The 19,629-nt window shown below is 73.2% G+C and carries 17 protein-coding genes and 1 pseudogene; 9 read left to right on the forward strand and 9 right to left on the reverse strand.

Annotation, left to right across the window (positions count from 1 at the left end; all coding sequences use genetic code 11):
- From wecB to ACZ619_RS27650, 6 genes are all read right to left on the reverse strand, one after another.
- Positions 1–1,128: a non-hydrolyzing UDP-N-acetylglucosamine 2-epimerase gene (gene wecB / locus ACZ619_RS27625; protein WP_469604243.1), complete on the reverse strand. Its 1,128-nt coding sequence runs from the start codon at positions 1,126–1,128 to the stop codon at positions 1–3.
- A 3-nt stretch (positions 1,129–1,131) separates the two neighbouring features.
- On the reverse strand, positions 1,132–2,391 hold the full coding sequence (locus ACZ619_RS27630) for a nucleotide sugar dehydrogenase (protein ID WP_469604246.1): 1,260 nt from the start codon (positions 2,389–2,391) through the stop codon (positions 1,132–1,134).
- Positions 2,391–3,164 (reverse strand): WecB/TagA/CpsF family glycosyltransferase, encoded by a 774-nt coding sequence (locus tag ACZ619_RS27635; protein ID WP_469604247.1) that lies wholly within the window; start codon positions 3,162–3,164, stop codon positions 2,391–2,393. Before ACZ619_RS27635 ends, ACZ619_RS27630 begins: the two co-directional genes overlap by 1 nt.
- Positions 3,161–4,324 (reverse strand): hypothetical protein, encoded by a 1,164-nt coding sequence (locus tag ACZ619_RS27640; RefSeq protein ID WP_469604249.1) that lies wholly within the window; start codon positions 4,322–4,324, stop codon positions 3,161–3,163. The genes ACZ619_RS27635 and ACZ619_RS27640 overlap by 4 nt, the downstream gene beginning before the upstream one ends.
- Positions 4,325–4,608: 284 nt before the next feature.
- Positions 4,609–5,208: an acyltransferase gene (locus ACZ619_RS27645; RefSeq protein ID WP_469604252.1), complete on the reverse strand. Its 600-nt coding sequence runs from the start codon at positions 5,206–5,208 to the stop codon at positions 4,609–4,611.
- A gap of 85 nt (positions 5,209–5,293) precedes the next feature.
- Positions 5,294–6,361 carry a glucose-1-phosphate thymidylyltransferase gene (locus tag ACZ619_RS27650; protein ID WP_469604254.1) on the reverse strand — a complete coding sequence of 356 codons (1,068 nt, stop codon included), beginning with the start codon at positions 6,359–6,361 and terminating at the stop codon, positions 5,294–5,296.
- 98 nt (positions 6,362–6,459) lie between these two features.
- Between ACZ619_RS27650 and ACZ619_RS27655 the strand changes: the two genes are divergently transcribed.
- Together ACZ619_RS27655 and ACZ619_RS27660 are read left to right on the forward strand one after the other, a co-directional pair.
- A complete protein-coding gene (locus ACZ619_RS27655; protein WP_469604257.1) occupies positions 6,460–7,218 on the forward strand; it encodes an IclR family transcriptional regulator in 759 nt (252 codons plus the stop codon).
- Positions 7,219–7,315: 97 nt separating this feature from the next.
- A pseudogene (locus ACZ619_RS27660) lies at positions 7,316–8,470 on the forward strand (PP2C family protein-serine/threonine phosphatase); the annotation flags it as partial.
- A 498-nt stretch (positions 8,471–8,968) separates the two neighbouring features.
- Here ACZ619_RS27660 and ACZ619_RS27665 read toward each other — a convergent pair.
- Entirely contained in the window at positions 8,969–9,340 is a 372-nt protein-coding gene (locus ACZ619_RS27665; RefSeq protein WP_469604259.1) for an ATP-binding protein, read from the reverse strand.
- 272 nt (positions 9,341–9,612) lie between these two features.
- Between ACZ619_RS27665 and ACZ619_RS27670 the strand changes: the two genes are divergently transcribed.
- Positions 9,613–10,380, forward strand: a complete 768-nt coding sequence (locus ACZ619_RS27670) for an IclR family transcriptional regulator (RefSeq protein ID WP_469604262.1) — start codon at positions 9,613–9,615, stop codon at positions 10,378–10,380.
- 62 nt (positions 10,381–10,442) lie between these two features.
- On the forward strand, positions 10,443–11,963 hold the full coding sequence (gene glpK / locus ACZ619_RS27675; protein WP_469604265.1) for a glycerol kinase GlpK: 1,521 nt from the start codon (positions 10,443–10,445) through the stop codon (positions 11,961–11,963).
- A gap of 10 nt (positions 11,964–11,973) precedes the next feature.
- Here the strand turns inward: glpK and ACZ619_RS27680 are convergent, their stop codons facing one another.
- Entirely contained in the window at positions 11,974–12,207 is a 234-nt protein-coding gene (locus tag ACZ619_RS27680; protein WP_469604268.1) for a hypothetical protein, read from the reverse strand.
- A 28-nt stretch (positions 12,208–12,235) separates the two neighbouring features.
- On the opposite strand from ACZ619_RS27680, the gene ACZ619_RS27685 reads away from it, so the two are divergent.
- The 3 genes from ACZ619_RS27685 (at position 12,236) to ACZ619_RS27695 (ending at position 16,464) form a co-directional block, all read left to right on the forward strand.
- The gene (locus tag ACZ619_RS27685; protein WP_469604270.1) at positions 12,236–13,438 is read left to right on the forward strand and encodes a sensor histidine kinase; all 1,203 of its coding nucleotides are present in this window, start codon (positions 12,236–12,238) and stop codon (positions 13,436–13,438) included.
- The gene (locus ACZ619_RS27690) at positions 13,435–14,118 is read left to right on the forward strand and encodes a response regulator transcription factor (RefSeq protein ID WP_469604273.1); all 684 of its coding nucleotides are present in this window, start codon (positions 13,435–13,437) and stop codon (positions 14,116–14,118) included. The genes ACZ619_RS27685 and ACZ619_RS27690 overlap by 4 nt, the downstream gene beginning before the upstream one ends.
- Before the next feature lie 171 nt (positions 14,119–14,289).
- Complete coding sequence (locus ACZ619_RS27695) at positions 14,290–16,464, forward strand: MMPL family transporter (RefSeq protein ID WP_469604276.1); 2,175 nt, start codon at positions 14,290–14,292, stop codon at positions 16,462–16,464.
- An 81-nt stretch (positions 16,465–16,545) separates the two neighbouring features.
- Here ACZ619_RS27695 and ACZ619_RS27700 read toward each other — a convergent pair whose 3' ends face one another.
- Positions 16,546–16,935, reverse strand: a complete 390-nt coding sequence (locus ACZ619_RS27700; RefSeq protein WP_469604278.1) for a cold-shock protein — start codon at positions 16,933–16,935, stop codon at positions 16,546–16,548.
- A gap of 229 nt (positions 16,936–17,164) precedes the next feature.
- Here ACZ619_RS27700 and ACZ619_RS27705 point away from each other — a divergent pair, with 229 nt between their 5' ends.
- On the forward strand, positions 17,165–17,962 hold the full coding sequence (locus ACZ619_RS27705) for an SAM-dependent methyltransferase (RefSeq protein ID WP_469604281.1): 798 nt from the start codon (positions 17,165–17,167) through the stop codon (positions 17,960–17,962).
- Positions 17,963–18,255: 293 nt separating this feature from the next.
- A complete protein-coding gene (locus ACZ619_RS27710; RefSeq protein ID WP_469604284.1) occupies positions 18,256–19,617 on the forward strand; it encodes a hypothetical protein in 1,362 nt (453 codons plus the stop codon).
- Positions 19,618–19,629 lie beyond the last annotated feature (12 nt).

Below are 19,629 nucleotides of genomic sequence, written 5' to 3' on the forward strand. Positions count from 1 at the left end.
TCATATGGGGAACGTTCGGTCCTCGGTCGTACGGTCGGTCGGTCTCGGCCGGGTGTCCGCGGTGCCTCCGGTCAGAAGCACCTCGGCGATGCGGTCGCTCGCGCGGCCGTCCCAGAGTTCGGGCCGGCGCGGCGCCGGCGGCCGGTCGAGCACCGCGGTCACGGTGGCCGTGATCCGCGCCGGGTCCCGCCCGGCCAGCACGTTGGTGCCCTGCTCGACGGTGACCGGCCGCTCGGTGTTGTCCCGCAGGGTCACGCACGGCACGCCCAGCGCGGTGGTCTCCTCCTGCACACCGCCGGAGTCGGTGAGCACGATCCGCGCGGCGTCCTGGAGGGCGATGAAGTCCAGGTACCCGGCGGGCGGTACGAGCCGGACGCCCCCGGGGACGCCGATCTCGGCCAGCCGCCCGGCCGCGCGCGGGTGCACGGGCAGCACGAGCGGCAGCCGGCCGGAGATCTCGCCGAGCGCCTTCAGCAGGCCGGTGAGGACCTCCGGGTCGTCCACGTTGGCCGGCCGGTGCAGGGTGACCAGGCCGAACTCGCCCCGGGCCAGCCCGTACCGGTCCAGGACGTCCGAGGCCCGGGCCCGTTCCAGGCTGGCCAGCAGGGTGTCGATCATGACGTTGCCGACCAGGTGGATCTGGTCCTCCCGGTACCCCTCGGCGCGCAGGTTGTCGACGGCGTCGGGGGAGGGGGCCAGCAGATAGTCGCTGACCCGGTCGGTGGCGACCCGGTTGACCTCCTCCGGCATGCTCCAGTCCCGGCTGCGCAGCCCGGCCTCCACATGGGCGAGCAGCGGCCCCGACTTGGCGGTGACCAGGGCGCAGGCCAGCGTGGAGTTGATGTCGCCGACCACCACGACGACGTCCGGGGCCACCTCGGCGAGGAGCGGCTCGAACGCGGTCATCACCCGCCCGGTCTGCTCGGCGTGGCTGCCGGAGCCGACCCCGAGGAAGCGGTCCGGCGGACGGATGCCGAGGTCGGCGAAGAACACGTCGTTCATCGCCGGGTCGTAGTGCTGGCCGGTGTGGAAGAGGAGCACCTCGGCGCCCCGGCGCTCCAGGGCGTCCATCACCGGTTTGATCTTCATGTAGTTGGGGCGGGCCCCGGCCACACAGACGACTCGCATGGTTCAGAGCACCTCGATGGTGGGTCCGGACGGCAGCCTGCGGCGGCAGTCCAGGACGAAGGGGGCGTGTTCGGCGACGCGTTCGTAGTCGAAGCCGTCGTGGTCGGTGAGCAGGACCACCACGTCGGCGTCCGCCAGCTCCCGCTGGGTCGGCTCGACCCGCACCAGCCGGGAGTCCATCGGCAGGCTCTCGACGACATGCGGGTCCGCCGCCCTGACCTGCGCCCCCATGTCCAGCAGCAGTTGGGAGATGCGCAGGGCGGGCGACTCGCGGGCGTCGCCGGTGTTCTTCTTGTACGCGAGGCCGAGCAGCAGGATCCGCGAGCCGTTCACCGACCGGCGCCGCTCGTTGAAGTGGTCGCCGATGCGGCGCGTCACGTACTCGGGCATGTGGCTGTTGATGTCGTTGGCCAGCTCCACGAACCGGAAGTTCTGGCCCAGTTCGCGCTGCACCCGCCAGGACAGGTAGGAGGGGTCGATCGGCAGGCAGTGGCCGCCGACCCCCGGTCCGGGCGTGAACTTCATGAAACCGAAGGGCTTGGAGGAGGCGGCGTCGATGGCCTGCCAGACGTCGATGTCCAGGTGGTGGGCGAACATCGCGATCTCGTTGACCAGCGCGATGTTCACGTGCCGGAAGGTGTTCTCCAGCAGCTTGGCGAGCTCGGCCTCCTTGGGCGAGCTCACCGGCACGGTGGTGTCGACGAGTTGGGCGTAGAAGTCCTGAACCGCCTTGAGGGAGGCCTCGTTGACGCCGGAGACGACCTTCGGCGTCTCCTTGAAGCCCCACACCGCGTTGCCGGGGTCGATCCGCTCCGGGCTGTAGCCCAGGTGGAAGTCCGAACCCGCGGTGAGTCCCGAACCCTCCTCCAGGATCGGGGCGAACAGCTCCTGGGTGGTGCCCGGATACGTCGTCGACTCCAGCACGACCGTCGCCCCGGGCCGCAGATAGCGGGCGAGGGTGACCGCCGACTCCTTGATGTAGCGGAGGTCGGGGGTGCCCTCGTGCAGCGGGGTCGGGACCGTCACCACGGCGATGTCGAACCCGCCGCAGTCGCGGGCCGACTCGGTCGGGCGGTACGAGCCGTCGTCCAGCGCCGCCCTGATCCGCTCGGAGGAGACGTCCTCGACGAAGGACTCACCGGCGGCGAGGCTCTTGATCCGCCGGGAGTCGACGTCGTAGCCGATCACCTCGTGGCCGACCTCGGCGGCGCGCACGGCCAGCGGCAGCCCGACGTATCCCTGTCCGACCACGACGACACGCATCAGCGGCTCCTGTTCGCGCAGGCGGCGGGCGACGGGGTGAGCCGGACCAGCTCGCGTGCCGTCATGAGGACGAAGGAGACGTTGGTGGTCAGGTAGCGGCGGCCCAGCCGGCGCGGCTCCTGGAGCGCGCGGTAGAGCCACTCCAGGCCCAGCCGCTGCCAGGAGGCGGGGGCCCGCTTGGTGACCCCGGCCAGGATGTCGAAGGAGCCGCCGACCCCGTGCACGACACGGGCGCCGGTGCGGGTGCCGTACGCGGCGGTGAAGATCTCCTTCTTCGGGGAGGTCATGCCGAGGAACAGCATCTGCGCGCCGCTCCGGGCGATGGCGTCGGCGATGTCCGGCTGCTCGGAGTCGTCGAAGTAGCCGTTGCGGCTGCCGGCCACCTTCAGCCCGGGGAAGCGGTCGGCGACCCGGTCCAGCATCCGGTCCAGCACCTCCTCCCTGGCGCCGAGGAAGTACACCGGGATGCCCGAGGTCTCCGCCTCCGCCAGCAGCCGCAGGAACAGGTCGATCCCGGCGACCCGTTCCGGCAGCGGGGCCCGCAGCACCCGGCCCGCCCACACCACGGCCTGGCCGTCGGCGAGCACCAGGTCGCAGCCGGCGACGGCCTCGGCGAGCCGCCGGTCCCGCCGCATGTTCACCAGCTTCGCGGCGTTGACCACGCCGATCTCCAGCTGCTCGCCGTCGCGTACCGCGGCCAGGCAGCGCGCCACGGTCTGGTCCATGGTCAGCGGGTCCAGCTCGACCCCGAACAGCGTCCGTCTTCCGCTCATATCCGGCCCCCCTGCCAGGCGTGCAGCATCCAGCCGAACTCGTACGGCCGGCATTCGCGGTCCACGGACAGCGGGCGCCAGACCCGGTCCAGGGACTTCAGCCGCAGGCCCGGGACGGCCCGGGTGGACAGGCCGCGGGCGGCCCGTACGGCCTTCTTCGGGTCACCCCGGTGGACCTTGCGCCAGGTGGCGCCGAGGTCGTCGAGGATCATCGGCTCCCGGTGCCGGGAGTCCGCCAGTTCGGGTACGTCGGTCATCCAGCGCAGGCCCTTGCGGATCGCCGCGCCGAAGTCGCCGCCGCCCGCGTCGGTGAGGTCGAACAGGGCGGTCGGCGCCATCGCGTGCTGGTGGACGCTGTAGACCGGGTAGCCCTCCACGACGGCGCCGGTGCGCGCGTCGTAGTGCCACCACCACTGCCCGCCCTCGCCCTGGAGCTCGCAGATGCGGGTCGCGCAGGCCTGGGCCGCGGCCAGTGCCTCCGGGTCGCCGTCACCGCAGGCGTGGGCGCGGGCCAGGGCCTGGAGCGGGTACGTCTGGTCGGCGAAGCAGCTGATGTGCGCCCGGTACCAGGGCACCAGGCCCGGTGCGGTGGCGTGCGGGAAGAGCGGGCTGTCGCCGACACGGGACCGCAGCAGCCGGTCACGGGCCGCGGTGAAACGTCTCTCCACGTCGACCGTGGCGCGGGCCGCGGCGAGGGCGGACAGCACCCAGGCGGCCTCGACGGTGAACTGCGGTCCGTCCGGCGCGTCCAGCGCGTCGAGCCGCTCCAACGCGTCGGTGAGCTTGGGGTGCTCGGTGTCGGCGGCGGCCCAGGCGATGAGCGCCGCGTCACCGAGGTTGGCCACCGCGGGCAGCGACTCGACCAGCAGCCCCGCGAACTCCTCGGCGCTGCGCCCGCCGAGCACCGCGCGCTGCCGGTCCTCGGGGAGGTGGCGGGCGCCCAGCACGGTGATGGCCGCGTACCGGGTACTGATCCCGCGCCGTTCGAGGGACCAGGAACCGTCGGGCGCCTGGTGTCCGGCCATGGTGAAGGCGAAGGCCTCGCCCCCCGGCAACAGCATCGACGGAAGCCCCGACTCGGCCACCGCCAGGAGCCGTTGGGCGAGCGCGAACAGCGACGGGTCCTCATGACCGAGCGCCGCCAGACGTGTGGTGGTCATCTTCTGGGCACACCAACCCCCCTGTGGGTCCTTTTCGTGCGCATGACTGAGAACGCCTCGGCATCGACGGCCGGGCGGAACCGGGCAAGGCAGACGTCAGCCGTCAGCCATCGGAGTCGTCGTCGCTCCTGGCCGCGGGCACAGGTGTCCCCACCACCCCGTAACCCCCCCTGGGCACTCATGGCTTGTGTGCTCATTGTGCTTGGTCTGCACAGTTCAAGCACATGTTATGCCGATAGATGTTCGACGAATGGCCTATTGAGGGAAACAGCTGAAAACAACTGTCATGCGCGTTCGGTGAGTTCCCCGTCCTTCTCCTCGTACAGCGCACCCGTCCCGGGGCACTCCCAGGTGCCCGGTTCGTCCTCCCGCTCGGCCAGCCGTACGCCGGCCCGGCCCACCCAGCCGATCCTGCGGGCCGGCACCCCGGCCACGAGCGCGAAGTCCGGCACGTCCCGGGTCACCACGGCGCCCGCCGCCACCAGCGCCCAGCGCCCCACGCGCACCGGCGCCACGCACACCGAGCGGGCGCCCAGCGACGCCCCCTCGGCCACCACCACGGCGACGGCCTCCCAGTCGCCGCCGCGCTTCAGCCTGCCCTCCGGGTCCACCGAGCGCGGGAAGTAGTCGTTGGTGAGGACCGCCGCCGGGCCGACGAACACCCCGTCCCCGAGCACCGCGGGTTCGTAGACCAGCGCGTAGTTCTGGAGCTTGACGTTGTCACCGATCCGCACCCCGGGGCCGACGTACGCCCCCCGGCCGATGATGCAGCCGCCGCCCAGCCGGGCGTCCTCGCGTATCTGGGCCAGGTCCCAGACCGTGGTGCCGTCGCCGACCGTGGCCGTCTCGTCGACCTGGGCGGTCGGCTGCGCCTTGAAGTTCAACTGGGTGAACCCTTCTTCTCGTTGGGGGACGGCTTCGCGGGGCCCGACTGCGGACCGGCACCGCCGGTCACCGCGGTCCTGGGCGTCATGACGAGATCTGCACCTTGCTGTGGTCGCCGAGGACGAACCGGTGGGCGGCGGGCTTGCGGGGGGCCGGGGTGACCTCGACGTTGCGGCCGATGAGCGAGGCCTCCACCCGGCGCGCACCGCTCATGGAGGAGTCGCGCAGCATGATCGAGTACTCGATCTCGCTGTCCTCGATCCGGCAGTTGCCGGCGATCGAGGTGAAGGGGCCGATGTACGAGTCGGTGATCAGGGTGTCGGCGCCGACGACCACCGGGCCGACGATCCGGCTGCCGGTGACCTTCGCCCCGGCCTCGATCCGCACCCGGCCGATGATCTCGCTGCCGTCGTCGACCGTGCCGTCGATCCGGGGCTCCAGGGTCTCCAGCACCGACCGGTTGACCTCCAGCATGTCGGCGACGTTGCCGGTGTCCTTCCAGTACCCGGTGATCGTCGTGGAGCGCACGTCGCGTCCGGTGTCGATCAGCCACTGGATGGCGTCCGTGATCTCCAACTCGCCGCGCCGGGAAGGCCCGATCGCCCGTACGGCCTCGTGGATCGCCGGGCCGAACAGGTACACGCCCACCAGCGCCAGTTCGCTCTTCGGGTGCTCCGGCTTCTCCTCCAGGCCGATCACCCGCCCCGCCGCGTCGAGTTCGGCCACGCCGAACGCGGCCGGGTTCGGCACCTTCGTCAACAGGATGCGTGCGTGCGGCCGTTCGGCACGGAAGGCGTCCACCAGGTCCGTGATGCCACCGACCACGAAGTTGTCGCCGAGGTACATCACGAAGTCGTCGTCGCCCAGGAACTCGCGGGCGATCAGCACCGCGTGGGCCAGCCCCAGCGGCGCGGGCTGCGGGATGTAGGTGACGTCGAGGCCGAACGCGGAGCCGTCGGCCACCGCCTCGCGGATCTCCTGCGCGGTGTCCCCGACGATGATCCCGACCTGGGTGATGCCCGCCTCGGCGATCGCTTCCAGACCGTAGAACAGAACGGGCTTGTTCGCCACGGGGACGAGTTGTTTCGCGGATGTGTGGGTAATGGGGCGCAATCGGGTGCCTGAGCCACCAGACAACAAAAGTGCCTTCATGCGTATCACCCTACTTATGCCGGACTCTTCGGCGGGGGGATTCCGCACAGCGCGGAGGCCGCCTTGCCCGGGCCGGGTGTCCGGCGCACGCTGGTGGGATGAGCGAGCGAGAGAACCCCACGCTCATCATGTCGGTGCGGCGCGCCTTCCGGCTGCTGGAGGCGGTCAGCGCGCACGAGAACGGCGCCCCGGCCAAGCTGCTGGCGCGTGAGACGGGGCTGCCCCTGGCCACCTCCTACCACCTGCTGCGGACCCTCGTGCACGACGGCTACCTGCGCAAACTGGGCGACGGCGGCTTCGTCCTGGGCGAGCGGCTGCGGACGCTGCACACCGCGGGGCACGCGCAGACACTGCTCAGCCGGGTCCGGCCGGCCCTCGTCGCGCTCCGTGACGAGCTGGACGCCGCCGCCTACCTCACGTTCTACGAGGAGGGCGAGATCAGCGTCGCCGAGATCGTCGACGGCCCCCGCGCGCCCCGGGTCGACCTCTGGGTGGGGTTCGAGGACGCGGGGCACGCCACCGCGCTGGGCAAGACCGTGCTGCGCGAACTCGACGAGGAGGCCCGCCGCGACTACCTCTCCCGGCACCATCTCGCCGACCTCACGCCCCGCACCATCACCAGCCGCCCGGAACTGCTCCGCAGGCTGGAGGAGTCCCCGCTGGCCCCGGCCGTCACCGACCTCGAGGAATACGCGCTCGGCACGGTGTGCGTCGCCGTGCCGATCTACCGCGGCGACGTCCTCGGCTCGCTCGGCGTCTCCCTCCCGGTGGAGCGGCTCGCCCGGCTTCCCGGGATCCGGGACCGGCTGCTCCCGACCGCCGACCGCGTGACCAGAGGTCTCTCGCTCACTATCTGAAAATCCTCTCCTTGTGGTGTACCGGCGACGCCCCTTTTCCTGGATGAAGCGGACAAACAGGTAATAACACCCGTGCAGGTGAGGATTGCGGACAGTAATGAGCCAGGCCCGAGACCACGGCGGCGACCACCGGCCCGCGCGGCTCCTGCGGGCGCGGACGCGTGCGGCCGCCCCGGGAGCCACGGCGGCCCGGCGCGCCGCCGCACCGCTGGCCGCCGGGGTCCATGTCGTGCCCGTGCTGTTCGTCACCGGCATCGTGTTCGCGGACGTGCTGGGCGGATCGGGCATGTTCTGGCTGCCGATGCTCTCGGCCGGGCCCGCGCTGGCCGCCAGCACCAACGGCCCCCGGGGCGTCCTGTGCGTCGGCTTCCTCGCCGCCGTGCTCGGCGCGACGCTCGGCACCCGGTACGGGGTCCCCGGGCGCGAGCTGACGGTCCTCCTCTCCGCCCTGCTGGCCGTCACCCTCGCCAGCACCCTGGCCAGCGCGCTGCGCTCCCGCCGGGAACGCGTGCTCGCCGCCGTCCGCTCGGTCGCGGAGGCCGCCCAGCACGCGGTCCTCAAGCCCATCCCGCGGACGGTGGGCCCCTTCCGGGTGGCGGTGCGCTACAGCGCGGCCGCCGCGGAGGCCCGTATCGGCGGCGACCTCTACGCCCTGGTGCCCACCCCGCACGGCGTACGGCTGATCGTCGGCGACGTGCGCGGCAAGGGGCTCACCGCCGTCGGGACCGCCGCGCTCGTCCTCGGCGTGTTCCGCGAGGCCGCTTACGACGAGCCCGACCTCCTCGCCGTCGTCGGCAGGATCGAGCGGAGCCTGGAGCGCAACCTCGGAGCGGACGACTTCGTCACCGCGGTCGTCGTCGGACACCCGCGCCCGGGGGAGCTGGAAGTGGTCAACTGCGGACACGCGCCGCCCCTGCTGCTCTCCGCGGCCGGCGGTGTCGTCCCGGTCGAACCCGCCCACCCGGCGCCGCCGCTCGGCCTGCGCGCCCTGGTCGGCGAGGAGCCCTGCCTGGAGATCCTGCCGTTCGCCGACGGGGACCAGCTGCTGCTCTACACCGACGGGGTCATCGAGGCACGCGACCGGGCGCGCGAGTTCTACCCGCTGGCCGACCGCGTGGGGCACCATGTGTGCGACGAGCCGGAACACGTCCTCACGGCGGTCCACGGCGAACTGCTCGCGCACGTGGGCGGCAGGCTGCACGACGACGCGGCGCTGCTCCTGCTGCGCATGGACACCACCGCGACCGCGGGTGCCGGAACTACCGGGGCCGGGACCGCCGGGGCCGGGATCGCGGGTGCCGGAACTACCGGGGCTGGGACCGCCGGGGCCGGGATCGCGGGTGCCGGAACTACGGGTGCCGGAACTACGGAGGCCGGAACCGCCGGGGCCGGAACTACCGGGGCCGGAACTACCGGGGTCGGAACCGCCGGGGCCGGGACCGCAGGGGCTGCAACCGCGCCTCCGCCGCCCGTCGCGGAACCGGGCACCGGTGTGCGGGCCGGGACCGAGGCCGGATAGCCGCCCCGAGCGCCCTGGACCGGTCACGCACGGTCCAGGGCGCTCGCCGGGAATCTCCGTGGAGGCCTGTCACGTATCCCTGTGGGAGGGGGGAACGGCGTCCGGCGCGTGTCCTCGGTGCACGACGAGGGTGCGTACCGGGCGTCGCGCCGCCGTGGAGCTCCGTCAGCAGGGCTCCGTCAGCAGGGCTCCGAAGCATGATGCCGACCGGTCAGCCGCGGGGCGGCGGTGTCACACCGCGACGAGATCGGCCCACCGGGTCACCATGCCCCGGCGGGTCCGGATGCCGTAGCGGGTCGCCAGCGCGTGGACGATCTCCTCGCCCCGGCCGTGCTCGTCCGGGTCGATCCCCGCGGCCTGCCGGCCCGGCGCACGCGCGGGGCCGCAGTCGGTGACCTCGACGCGCAGCGTGCCGAGCCCCGCCTCGTGCACCCAGGAGAGCCGCAGCTCCGCCGGGGGCAGGGCGTGGACGATCGCGTTGGTGAGCAGTTCCGACACCACCAGCAGCGCGTCCTCGACGATCTCGGGGGACACCCGCCAGGCGGCCATGGCCGCACCCGCCCGCCGGCGCACGTCGGAGACGGCACCGGGTACGGGAGGCATCGGGAAAACGCGTTCGCATGCCCCCCGTACCAGGGTGTTGAGCTGTACCGCCATCGTGTCTCCAGAGGTGAGCGCCATCGGCCCCGCTTCGGTGGCCTCGGCAGGTCGCCGGGCCTCATAGCAAGCTAAGGAGCCACGCCGGGGTGGTCAATGAACGGCGGTCGGCATTACCGAACGCCGCGGGTCCGTCCCGTGCGCCGCAACGCATTTCGGGCCCTGTGGTGTTTTCCGCCCGTACGGCGAACCTCCCGCGGCGGTAATAAGCTCGCTGCATGGCCGGTCCGGTCCAGTCGATCGAACGGGCGGCCGCGATACTGCGGCTGCTCGCCGGTGGGCCTCGCCGACTCGGGCTCGGCGAGGTGGCGGCCTCCCTGGGCCTGGCCAAGGGGACCGCCCACGGCATCCTGCGCACACTCCAGCACGTGGACTTCGTGGAGCAGGACGCGACCACCGGGAAGTACCAGCTCGGCGCCGCCCTGCTGCACCTCGGCACGAGCTATCTCGACGTCAACGAACTGCGGTCGCGGTCGATCAACTGGGCCGACGCGCTGGCCGCCCGCAGCGGGGAGGCGGTGCGCCTGGGCACCCCGCTGGAGGGCCGGGTCCTGGTCGTCCACCACGTCTTCCGGCCGGACGACACGCTCCAGACCCTGGACGTGGGCTCGCTGCTGCCCCTGCACGCCTCCTCGCTGGGCAAGGTGCTGCTGGCCTACGGCACCGCGCCCGTCGAGTCCGCCCTGGAAACGGGGCTGGAGGCCTACACCCGGCACACCCTGGTCGCCCCGGACCAGCTCACCCGGGCGCTCGCCGAGGTCAGGGAGACGGGCTGGGCCGCCGAGATCCAGGAGATGAGCATGGGCGAGGCCGGGATCGCCGTGCCGATCCGGGGACACGGCGGACTCGTCGTCGGCGCGCTGGGGCTGTCCGGCCCGGTGGAACGGATCTGCGACAGCCAGGGCCGTCCCCGGCCCGGCCTGGTCACGCTGATCCGCGAGGCCGCCCGGGCGATCTCCAGAGACCTGGGCGCCGCCCGCTGGTGAGCCCCCGGCCCCGGCCCCGACCCCCGGCTCCCTCAGCGACCCATCGGAAGGCGGACCCGATCATGGTGGAACGGTATGTGATGTCCATCGATCAGGGCACCAATTCCACCCGCTGCATCCTGTTCGACCGGGGCGGACGGCTGGTCTCCGTCGCGCAGCGGGAGCACCACCAGCACTTCCCCAGACCCGGCTGGGTCGAGCACGACGCCGTGGAGATCTGGCAGAACCTGCGCCGCGTGATGTCCGAGGCCCTGTCCGGAGCCGGTACGGCCGTCGACGCCGGTCAGATCGCCGCCATCGGCCTGGCCAACCAGCGCGAGACCACCGTGCTCTGGGACCCGCGCACGGGCGCCCCGCAGGGCCGGGCGATCGTCTGGCAGGACACCCGCACCGCGCCGCTGGTCGAGGAGCTCAGAGAGCGGCCCGGCGAGGAGTTCTTCCTCGACCGGTGCGGTCTGCCGCCCTCCACCTACTTCTCCGCGCTGCGGATCCGCTGGCTGTTCGACCACGTCAAGGGCCTGGAGCAGCGCGCCAAGGACGGCGAGGTGCTGTTCGGCACCATGGAGAGCTGGCTGATCTGGAACCTCACCGGCGGTGCCGACGGCGGTCTGCACATCACCGACGCCACCAACGCCAGCCGCACCATGCTGATGAACATCCGCACCCTCACCTGGGACGAGGAACTGCTGTCGTTCTTCGGGGTGCCCCGCCCGATGCTGCCCGAGATCAGGTCCTCCGCGGAGACCTACGGCGAGGCAGGCGCGGTGCTCGCCGGCGTTCCCATCACCGCCGCGCTCGGCGACCAGCAGGCCGCCCTCTTCGGCCAGACCTGCTTCTCCCCGGGCGAGGCCAAGTGCACCTACGGGACGGGCAGCTTTCTGCTGCTCAACACCGGTACCGACGTCGTGCGCTCCCGGCACGGACTGCTCACCACGGTCGCCTACCGCATCGGCGACCGGCCGCCCGTCTACGCCCTGGAGGGGTCGATCGCCGTCACCGGCGCACTGGTCCAGTGGTTCCGCGACCGGCTGGGACTGATCAGCAGCGCGCCGGAGATCGAGACGCTCGCGCGGACCGTCGAGGACAACGGCGGCTGCTACATCGTCCCCGCCTTCTCCGGTCTGTTCGCACCCCGCTGGCGCAGCGACGCGCGCGGGGTCGTCGTCGGCCTCACCTCCTACATCACCAGCGGGCACCTGGCCCGGGCCGTCCTGGAGGCCACGGGCTGGCAGACGCGGGAGGTCGTCGACGCCATGAACGCCGACTCCTCGGTGGCGCTGAAGGAGCTGAAGGTGGACGGCGGCATGACGGCCGACAACCTGCTCATGCAGTTCGTCGCCGACGTCCTCGACGTGCCCGTCGTACGGCCCATGGTCTCCGAGACGGTCTCGCTCGGCGCCGCCTATGCCGCCGGGCTCGCCGCCGGCTACTGGCCGGACCTGGAGGTGCTGCGCCGCAACTGGCACCCGGCCGCCCGCTGGCTGCCCGCCATGGACCCCGGCCACCGGGAGACGGAGTACGACAACTGGCTGCGGGCCGTCGAGCGCTCCCTGGGCTGGATCAGACCCCCGCGCCCGTCCTGACCGGCCCCGCTCAGGCCGTCCGGCGCAGCGCGGGGACGTCGTCGATGACGGCCGAGGTCCGGCCCGCGGCGCCGGTGTGGCGGTGCGCCGGGGCGCCGGCGGTCTCCTCCGGCGGGAGGAGGCCGCCCTTCGGCGCGTACCGCCGTTTCAGTAGGCCCTCGTCCCGGTCCGGTAGGGCGAACCACCCGCACCGGCAGGACGCCCCGACCGGTGCGATGGGGGCAGCCTGGGCGTCGTCCACCATGGACGCAGCACCCCGATCCGGAGACGAGATGACCACCAGCCTGGAGCGCTACACCGAGCACCACCTGCGGGCCGTGCTCGCGGGCGGGTTCGCGGCGCTGTTCGCCTGCGCCCTCTTCGGCGCGCAGATCAGCACGACCGACGCACCGGCACCGCAGAACGCCTGGCCCGCCAGGATCGTCGCCGTCGTCTCCTGCGCGGCCCTCCTGAAGTGCCGCAGCCACCCGCGCACCGTGCTCCTCGTCAACACCGCCGGCGCCGCCCTGGCCGCCGCGCTCGGCTTCCTGCCCAGCCCGCTGCTGCTGGCGCCGCTGATGGCCGCGCTCTTCGTGCTCGCCGACCGCACCGACGGCGCGACCGCCGGGCGCTACGGCTGCCTGTCGATGGCCGTCGTGGTGGCCGCGGCCGTGTCCGGGGCCCCGCTCGGGGACCTGTTCCTGCTCAGGACGGTCGGCGTCGTCCTGTGGCTGCTGCTGCCGCTGGCGGGCGGCAGCCGGGCCCGGCTGCGCCGTGCCTACCTGGAGTCCGTCCAGGCCCGAGCCGCCCACGCCGAACGCACCCGCGAGGAGGAGGCCCGGCTGCGGGTCGCCGAGGAGCGGATGCGCATCGCCCGCGAACTCCACGACGTCGTCGCCCACCACATGGCCGTCGCCAACGCCCAGGCCGGCACCGCCGCCCACCTCGCCGGCAGCCGGCCCGAACAGGCCCGGCAGATCCTGGCCGACCTCACCGGCACCACCTCCGCGGCCCTGCTCGAACTCCGCGCCACCGTCGGCATCCTGCGCCAGGCCGACGATCCCGGCTCCGACCCCCTGGAACCGTCCCCCGGTCTCGGCCGCCTCCCCGAACTGATCGCCGGCTGCCGGTCGGCCGGCCTCGACGTCACCGTCAGCACCGAGGGCAGCCCCCGGCCCCTGCTGCCCGGCGTCGACCTCACGGCGTACCGGATCGTCCAGGAGGCCCTCACCAACGTCACCAAGCACGCCCGCGGCCACCCGGCCGCGGTCCGCCTCGCCTACACGGACGTCCGCCTGGTCGTCACCGTCACCAACGACGGCGGCCCGGCCCTGCCCGACACCTCGGGCGGCTTCGGTCTGATGGGCATGCGCGAACGCGCCCACTCCGTCGGCGGCGACCTGCGCGCCGGCCCCCGCCCCGACGGCGGCTACGAGGTCACCACCGCACTCCCGCTGCATCCCAGCGCCCTGCACGAAGACGAGGCACTCCGGTGACCATCCACGTCCTGCTCGCCGACGACCAGGCCCTGCTGCGCGGCACCTTCCGGCTGCTCATCGACTCCTGCCCGGACATGACGGTGGTCGCCGAGGCCGCCTGCGGCCAGGAGGCGGTCGGCCTCACCCGGGAGCACCGCCCCGACGTCGTCCTCATGGACATCCGCATGCCCGGCACCGACGGCCTCGCCGCCACCGCCGCCATCTGCGCCGACCCGGACCTGTCCGGCACCCGGGTCCTGATCCTCACCATGTACGAGACCGAGGAGTACGTCGCCCGGGCACTGCGCGTCGGCGCCAGCGGCTTCCTCGGCAAGTACGTCACCACCGACACCCTCCTCGCCGGCATCCGCACCGTCGCCGACGGCGAGGCCCTCCTCTCGCCCGGCGCCACCCGGGCCCTCATCACCCGCTTCCTCACCGCGCCGACCGCGCCCGGCACCCTCCTCACCCCGCCGGAGCGCCTCGGCGACCTCACGCCCCGCGAACGCGAGGTGACCGTCCTGGCCGCCGAGGGCAGGTCCAACGACGAGATCGCCGCGGCGCTGACCCTCAGCGTGCTCACCGTGCGTACCCACATCCACCGCGCCATGACCAAGCTCGGCGCCTGCGACCGCGCCCAGCTGGTCGTCATCGCCTACCAGACCGGCCTGGTCCGGCCCAAGGAGGCACGGAGCTGAGCCGGGCCCCGTCCTACCCCGGCAGGACCCGCGCCGCCCCGGACGTACCGCGGTTCCGGTAGCGGCTGCTCCGGTTTCAGCAGCCGCAACTGCCCGCAGCGGGACGACGACCCGGCGGCCCCTTCCGGGACAGCCTGGGCGGGAACCCGAGTTCCGACCTGGAGTCCTGCCTTGGCTACGTTTCTCTACCGACTGGGCCGTCTGGCCTTCCGGCGACGCTGGTACGTCGCTCTGATCTGGGCGGCCGTCCTGGCCTGCGCGGGGCTCGGCGCCCTCAAGGCGCCGGGCACGACCGACGAGGAGTTCTCGATGCCGGGCATCGAGTCCCAGAAGGCCTACGACCTGATCCAGCGGCGCTTCCCCGGCACGGCCGCCGACGGCGCCACCGCCCGCGTGGTCTTCGTCGCCCCGGACGGCCGGAAGGTCACCGCCACCGCGTACCGCGAGGCGATCGAGGAGACGGTGGCCGAACTCGGCGACGGCTCCCAGGTCGCCGCCGTCGCCGACCCGTTCCGCACCGGGGCCGTCAGCGACGACGGCGGGACGGCCTACGCCACCGTCACCTACGCGGTGAAGTCCGCCGAGGTCACCGACGCCGCCCGGACCGCGCTGGAGAGGGCCGCCGGCCACGCGCGCGACGCGGGCCTGACCGTGGAGGCCGGCGGCGGCGCGATGGACAGCGGCGGCGGACCCGGCGGGGGCGCCGAGATCGTCGGCATCGCGGTGGCCGCCGTGGTCCTGCTCGTCACCTTCGGCTCGCTGGTCGCCGCCGGACTCCCGCTGCTGACCGCGATCCTCGGCGTCGCCGTCACCACGGCCACCGTCACCCTGCTCGGCGACGCCCTCGGCCTGTCCACCAGCACCGGCACCCTGGCCATGATGCTGGGCCTCGCCGTCGGCATCGACTACGCCCTCTTCGTCGTCTCGCGCTACCGCGAGGAGCGCGCGCGGGGGCGGGCGGCGCAGGAGGCGGTCGGCCTCGCCGTCGGCACGGCCGGCTCGGCCGTCGTCTTCGCCGGCCTGACCGTGGTCATCGCACTGGCGGGCCTGGCGGTCGCCGGCGTCCCGATGCTGACGAAGATGGGGCTGACCGCGGCCGGGGCGGTGGTCGTCGCGGTGCTGGTCGCCCTGACCCTCGTACCCGCCCTGCTCGGCTTCTGGCCGAACGCCGTGCTGCGGCGCGCCGCGCGCCGGGACCCGGCGCCCGGGCAGGCCGCCGCCGACAACGCGGGCACCCGCTGGGCCCGCTTCGTGCTGCGCCGTCCGCTCGCCGTGCTCCTGCTCGGCGTGCTGGGCCTCGGCGCCCTCGCGATCCCGATGACGGGACTGGAGCTGGGCATGCCGGGCGACGAGGCCAGGCCCGCCTCCAGCACCGAACGCCGTGCCTACGACGCCCTCGCCGACGGCTTCGGCCCCGGCTTCAACGGACCGCTGACCGTCGTCGTGGACGCGAAGGGCGCGGCGGACCCCAAGTCCCTGGTGAGCGAGGTCGGTTCGACCGTCGCCGCGACCAAGGGCATCGTCTCCGTCACCACGCCCCGCTTCAACGGGGCCGGTGACACGGCGGTGTTCACCGCCACCCCGGCCACCAGCCCCACCGACGAACGGACCAAGACCCTCGTCAGGACCATCCGCGCCGAGCGCACCGCACCCTTCGAGGTCACCGGCACCACCGCGCTGAACATCGACATCGCCACCAAGGTGCAGGGCGCCCTGGTCCCCTATCTGGTGACCGTCGTCGGCCTGGCCGTGATCCTGCTCCTGGTCGTCTTCCGCTCGCTGCTCGTCCCGCTGAAGGCGGCCCTCGGCTTCCTGCTCTCCGTCCTCGCCGCGCTCGGCGCGGTCGTGGTGGTCTTCCAGGAGGGCCACGGCGCGAGCCTGTTCGGGGTGGAGCAGACCGGGCCGATCATGAGCCTGATGCCGATCTTCCTGGTCGGGATCGTCTTCGGCCTCGCCATGGACTACGAGGTCTTCCTCGTCTCACGGATGCGGGAGGCCCACGTCCACGGCGAGCCGGCGAAGGAGGCCGTGGTCTCGGGGTTCCGGCACAGCGCGCGGGTCGTGGTGGCCGCCGCGCTCATCATGATCGCGGTCTTCGCCGGCTTCGTCGGCGAGGACGACTCGATGATCAAGATGATCGGCTTCGGTCTGGCCGTGGCCGTGCTCCTCGACGCCTTCGTGGTCCGCATGGCCCTCGTCCCGGCGGTCCTGGCCCTGCTGGGCGACCGGGCCTGGTGGCTGCCGCGCCGGCTGGACCGGATCCTGCCCCGGGGGGACGTCGAGGGCGAGGCCCTGGCACGGGAGCCCGCCGAAACCCCCGGGGAACCGGTGAAGTCCCCGCTCTGAGGGAACCGGTGAAGCCCTCGTGCGACGACCGGGTTCCTCCGGGCCCGGAGGATGCGCCCGCCCGCCCTGACGGCGGGCGGGTCAGCCCTCGATCCAGCCGTGGTTCTTCGCGAACTGGGCCAACGACCCCCGCACCCGCACGATCTGCTCGCCGGTGAGCGTGGGCGCCGCCGCCAGCAGCGTCTCGGTGACCTCCCGGTTGAACTCCTCCGCGCTGAGCAGATCGCACAGCGAGTCGTCGTCCGGGCCGAGCGTCCTGACGTCGCCTCCCCGGGCGAGCCGCACACCGGACGCCTTCGGCCCGCGCTCACCGGCCTCGATCTCGAACTCCACGGCGACACCCGGGCGGACGTACGACTCGGCCATCTGCATGTCGTTCACGTGCAGGAAGACGTCTTCCCCGCCACCGTCCGGAGCGATGAACCCGTACCCGCGCGAGCTGTCGAACCGCACCACACGACCGGAAACCATGAGAAACCCCCAACCAAACCGGGCCACCTGCCCGGACACCTTGGCCCGATGGTAGTCACATCCGCCCGGATCGGGCGACTCCCTCGGTCCCACCGTGTTCCGGAGATCTCCGGACCGGCCTGCTCGGAGGGGGAACTCGGTGCACCGGCACAGAAGTTGATATGGAAAGCTGTCGCCAGCCGTCGATGTGCCAATTGGGGGGCCGGGACGGTCGTTGAGAGGAGCGCTCGTGACGCAGGACGGCATCGGGTCCGTGGAGATCGACACCAGCAAGCCGCACCCCGCGCGGATCTACGACTATCTGCTGGGCGGCAAGGACAACTACGAGGTGGACCGCAAGGCGGGCGACCAGCTCGCCGGTGTCGCTCCCGAGGTGTGGAAGTCCGTCAAGGCCAACCGCGCGTTCCTCCAGCGCGCCGTGCGCCACGTCGTGCGCGAGGGCGTCCGGCAGATCCTCGACATCGGCACCGGGCTGCCCACCTCGCCGAACATCCACGAGGTCGCCGCCGCCGAGGCCCCGGACGTGCGCGTCGCCTACATCGACAACGACCCGATCGTGAAGGCGCACGGCGACGCGCTGCTCAGCCGGTCCGGCAGCACCAGCATCGTCCTCGCCGACCTGCGCGACCCGCAGTCGATCGTGGACCACCCCGAGGTCCGCCGGATCATCGACTTCGGCGAGCCGGTCGCGCTGTTCCTCGTCGCGATCATCCACTTCATCAGCGACGCGGACGACCCCGAGCGGATCGTCGCCACCCTGCGCGACGCCCTCCCGGACGGCAGCTACCTCGTCCTCTCGCACGCCACCGGCGACTTCGCCGACCGCAGCGACGCCGAGGCCGTCTACCGGGGCGCGACCGCCAGCATGAACCTGCGCTCCCGCGAACGCGTCGAGAAGCTCTTCGACGGCTTCGACCTGCTCGAACCCGGCCTGACCCAGGTCCCGTTCTGGCGCCCCGAGAGCACCCCGCCGGCCGGCTCCGAGGAGATCGGCTTCTACGGCGCGGTGGCCGTCAAGCGGAGCTGACGGCAGGAGCGGAAACGGGCACGGCACTCCGAGCTCGAACCGGGCGTACCCCGGGGACGAGCCGGAGGCCGGCCCGCCGCACTGTCCGGGCCGACCCGCGCGACGCCGGACACCAGGACCACGGAAAGGCCCTGGGACCCGTGCAGCGCAGCACCCGGCCGGGGCCGTCCCCCGCCATGCGCGTGGCCGCCGAAAATCCCTGGCGGGCCCGCGCGAAGGCGCCGTATGCTCCCCGCGATGACCACTCACTCCGTAGACAGATCGGGGGTCCCGTCCGCGCAAGGTGAGAGCTGATGGCCGCTCACCTCATGGACGGGGACACCCGGCTCGCCCTGTGGCGGCGCGTGCGCGAGTACGCCGTGCCGCCCGCGATGATCGAGACCGCGACCGCCCGCCGGCACGCCGGGGACTGGGCGGGGGCGTGCGCCGCCGCCGGTTTCGACACCGACTTCGACCTCCGCTCGCTGGCCCGCGTCCGGGGCCGGGACCTGGTGGGACGGCTCCGCGCCGACCTGCGACGGCTCGCACCCGACCTGCTGCGCTGGCACCTCCCGAGAATCGCCCCCGACGGACTGCTGCGGCCCGCGACGACCATGCCGCTGGCCCGCTACGACACCGGGGAGAGAACCGGATCCGGGGCCGGGTCCGGGGACGGCACCTGCCTGTTCCTGGTCGCCCGCACCCCGCCCGCCTGGGCGGACGCCGGGCAGCGGATCGGGCTCGCGCTCTGGGACGGCACACCGGGCGGGCCCACCGCACGGGGCCATCCGCATCCGCGTCCCAGCCGGCGGTTCCGCTTCGACCTGCACCGGCACCTGTGGGACGCGGACAGCAGCGGCGAACTGCGCACCCGCGCGGGCGCCGACCGGCTCCCCGGCGGCGGGCGGCCGCTGCCGGCCCGCGCCACCGCGCGGTGGGCGGACGAGGCCCGGATCCTGCTGCGCGCCGAGGGGCGTGACCACGGAACGGTGGCCGTGCGGCTGGCCGGCGGGGACCGGCTGGCCCTCGACCTCGCACCCGACGGAACGGCCACCACCCGCCCGGTCACCGGCACCGGCCCGCTGCCCGTCCTGCCCGACGCGGCCACCTGGACCCTGCCCGACCTGGAGCTGCTGCGCGCCGGGCTGACCGACGCCGACCGGCTGCACCCGCTGGTCGCCGACGCGCTCGTCCCCGGCCGGGTGCCCGCCGCCCGGGAAGCGCGCCCGGACCAGGACCGGCGGCCGCGTCTCGTGGAGTGCCGGGGCGCCCGGCACCGCATCGGCATGGTCGACGGGGTGCTGTCCCCGCTCGACCATCCGCCGGACGAACTGCGCCGCGAGGAACTGCTGGTGGCACTCGGCGGCCCGCCGCTGCCCTGCCTGCGGGTCATCGACGAGGCGCACCGCCGCCCCGACTGCCTCACCGGCGTACGCGAACGCCTCGACCACGGCGACATCGCCGGAGCCCTCGCCGTCGTCGAGGGTCTGCTGGGCCCCGAAGCCGTGCTGCGGGACGGCCCGTTGAAGGACGAGCTGGAGGCCGCCGCGCGCCGCCGGATCTCCTACGGCCTCTACCGCGCCGGCCTCGTCGGACCCGGCACCGGCCCCGTCCGCACCCGCCGCCCGCAGCGCCGCGACCCGCGCCAGGGCCCCCGCCCCGCGTCCTGGCGCTGAGACGCCCCGCCC

The organism is Streptomyces sp. NPDC104367, from assembly GCF_055583825.1.

Excerpts from the sequence above, each read along its gene's own strand:
- wecB (WP_469604243.1), bottom strand. The coding sequence starts at position 1,128 with ATGCGAGTCGTCTGTGTGGCCGGGGCCCGCCCCAACTACATGAAGATC.
- ACZ619_RS27630 (WP_469604246.1), bottom strand. The coding sequence starts at position 2,391 with ATGCGTGTCGTCGTGGTCGGACAGGGATACGTCGGGCTGCCGCTGGCC.
- ACZ619_RS27635 (WP_469604247.1), bottom strand. The coding sequence starts at position 3,164 with ATGAGCGGAAGACGGACGCTGTTCGGGGTCGAGCTGGACCCGCTGACC.
- ACZ619_RS27640 (WP_469604249.1), bottom strand. The coding sequence starts at position 4,324 with ATGACCACCACACGTCTGGCGGCGCTCGGTCATGAGGACCCGTCGCTG.
- ACZ619_RS27650 (WP_469604254.1), bottom strand. The coding sequence starts at position 6,361 with ATGAAGGCACTTTTGTTGTCTGGTGGCTCAGGCACCCGATTGCGCCCC.
- ACZ619_RS27655 (WP_469604257.1), top strand. The coding sequence starts at position 6,460 with ATGAGCGAGCGAGAGAACCCCACGCTCATCATGTCGGTGCGGCGCGCC.
- ACZ619_RS27665 (WP_469604259.1), bottom strand. The coding sequence starts at position 9,340 with ATGCCTCCCGTACCCGGTGCCGTCTCCGACGTGCGCCGGCGGGCGGGT.
- ACZ619_RS27670 (WP_469604262.1), top strand. The coding sequence starts at position 9,613 with ATGGCCGGTCCGGTCCAGTCGATCGAACGGGCGGCCGCGATACTGCGG.
- glpK (WP_469604265.1), top strand. The coding sequence starts at position 10,443 with ATGGTGGAACGGTATGTGATGTCCATCGATCAGGGCACCAATTCCACC.
- ACZ619_RS27680 (WP_469604268.1), bottom strand. The coding sequence starts at position 12,207 with ATGGTGGACGACGCCCAGGCTGCCCCCATCGCACCGGTCGGGGCGTCC.
- ACZ619_RS27685 (WP_469604270.1), top strand. The coding sequence starts at position 12,236 with ATGACCACCAGCCTGGAGCGCTACACCGAGCACCACCTGCGGGCCGTG.
- ACZ619_RS27700 (WP_469604278.1), bottom strand. The coding sequence starts at position 16,935 with ATGGTTTCCGGTCGTGTGGTGCGGTTCGACAGCTCGCGCGGGTACGGG.
- ACZ619_RS27710 (WP_469604284.1), top strand. The coding sequence starts at position 18,256 with ATGGCCGCTCACCTCATGGACGGGGACACCCGGCTCGCCCTGTGGCGG.